Source organism: Micrococcus sp. HSID17227 (assembly GCF_003989405.1).
Taxonomy (GTDB): Bacteria; Actinomycetota; Actinomycetes; order Actinomycetales; family Micrococcaceae; genus Micrococcus; species Micrococcus luteus.
The window spans coordinates 1-1,926 of record NZ_RBLN01000344.1; the positions used below are offsets into that span (position 1 = coordinate 1).

The window sequence follows — 1,926 nt, forward strand, 5'->3', positions numbered from 1 at the left end:
GAGCCGCCGGGGCCGGGGTCTTCGGCGCCTGCGTCGTCTCGGCCGGGGCCGCGGAGGCGTTCTCCTGCGTCCGGGCGGCCATGGCCTTCAGCTGCTCGGGGAACGCGTCCCCGACCGAATTCCGCACCGGGGCGGAGTCGGACGCCGCCTTCTGCGCGGCGCGCTCCTTGGCCTCGCGGGCGGCCTGGTCGCGACGCGAACCGCCGCCCTGACGCTCGCGGTGGCTCTCGGCCGAGTTCTTGCGCTGGTCCGCCCGCGCATCGGCCTTGGTGCGCAGCGGGCCGACCACCATCACCATGTTGCGGCCGTCCTGGCGCGGCTGCGACTCGACGGTGCCCAGCTCGGCGACGTCCTCGGCGAACTGCTGCAGCAGCTTGATGCCGAGTTCGGGACGCTGCTGCTCACGGCCGCGGAACTGGATGATGGCCTTGACCTTGTCGCCCTGGCTCAGGAACTTCTTGGCGTGGCCGGTCTTGGTCTCGTAGTCGTGCTTGTCGATCTTCAGGCGGAAGCGGACCTCCTTGAGGACCGTGTTCACCTGGTTCTTGCGCGACTCACGGGCCTTCACCGCGGCCTCGTACTTGTACTTGCCGAAATCCATCAGCTTGCACACCGGAGGCTTGGCCGTGGGGGCCACCTCCACGAGATCCAGGTCCGCCTCGGCGGCGAGCCGGAGGGCGTCCTCGACGCGGACGATGCCGACCTGTTCGCCGTTCGGGCCGACCAGGCGGACTTCCGGAACGCGGATACGCTCGTTGATGCGGGGATCGCTGATGGTGGTACTCCTCTGTGTGAGACGACGGGTGACCCCGCGCCCACCGGAGGGGCCCTCGGAAACGAGGAAGGCCTCCCCTGCGCGGACGCAGACGGAGGCCTCGACACGATCCCGTCGGACGGGACCCTCGGTGCGGGCTGCGCGCCACGACGCGGCGGTCCCGACCGGCGACCCGGCAACTCGGCCCGGGGCGAACCGGACATCCTGCTGACGCGGGTGGGAGAGAGGCCTCCACTTTGCTGCTCCTGGCCCGTGCATGCCCGCCCCGGGGTCACCGGATGACGAGGTCGTGCGCGGACCACGAGTGGTCTATGGGAAGCTTACCACCATGACAGACGAACGTCAGGCCCAGGACGCCACCCCCATGGACGCCCCCGCCGAGATCCGCGACATCCACGAGGTCCCCGCCGTCGAGGTCATCACGACCACCGCCGTGCACCTGATGACCGCCGCCGCCGTCAAGTGCGGCCTGGCCGACTCCCCCGACGCCCGCGAGCTCATCGATCTCGACGAGGCCCGCAAGCTCATCACGGCCCTCGCCGGGCTGGTCACGGCCGCGGCCCCCGAGATCGGCAGCCAGCACGCCGGACCGCTGCGCGACGGGCTGCGCTCGCTGCAGCTGGCGTTCCGTGAGGCCTCCCCGTTCCCGGACGCCCCGGGCAAGGGCCCCGGCGAGAAGTTCACCGGCCCGGTGAACTGACCACGGCCCCGATGACGACGACGGCGCGCCCCTGGCCGGGGGCGCGCCGTCGTCGTCGGGGCGGGGCTCAGGCGTCCGTCGAGGCCTCCGGGGCGGGGGTGAGATGCCGGGTGACCGGCGTCGTGAAGAGGGTGAGCAGCGCGACGCCGGAGACCGCGAGCAGCGGCCCACCCAGAGCGGCGGCGTCCACGCTGAAGAGCCACGAGGACAGGAGCACACCGAAGAGCTGGATCGCGACGGCGGCGCCGCGGCTCCACGCCCGACCGCGCAGCAGGGCGACGGAGGTCGCGATGATCCACAGGGCGAGCAGCGCGTAGATGACGATCAGCATCACGCGGGCGCCGGCCGGGAGCACCCCGTCCGCCGCATGCACCACCGCGTCCACGGCGAGCCAGAGGAGCGCGCCCGCCTCGACCACGAGCGCCGCGGCGACCACGAGGACGGCCACCGG

3 protein-coding genes are annotated in these 1,926 nt (G+C 72.4%); 1 reads left to right on the forward strand and 2 read right to left on the reverse strand.

Annotated elements, in window-relative coordinates:
* On the reverse strand, positions 1–775 hold a 775-nt coding region (gene infC, locus D8M29_RS11595), incomplete at its 3' end, for a translation initiation factor IF-3 (protein ID WP_238693406.1).
* A 328-nt stretch (positions 776–1,103) separates the two neighbouring features.
* Between infC and D8M29_RS11600 the strand changes: the two genes are divergently transcribed.
* On the forward strand, positions 1,104–1,475 hold the full coding sequence (locus tag D8M29_RS11600) for a DUF1844 domain-containing protein (RefSeq protein ID WP_036313345.1): 372 nt from the start codon (positions 1,104–1,106) through the stop codon (positions 1,473–1,475).
* Positions 1,476–1,542: 67 nt separating this feature from the next.
* On the opposite strand, the gene D8M29_RS11605 is transcribed toward D8M29_RS11600, so the two are convergent.
* Positions 1,543–1,926 (reverse strand): hypothetical protein (locus D8M29_RS11605; RefSeq protein WP_127445999.1); only part of this gene is annotated, 384 nt, incomplete at its 5' end.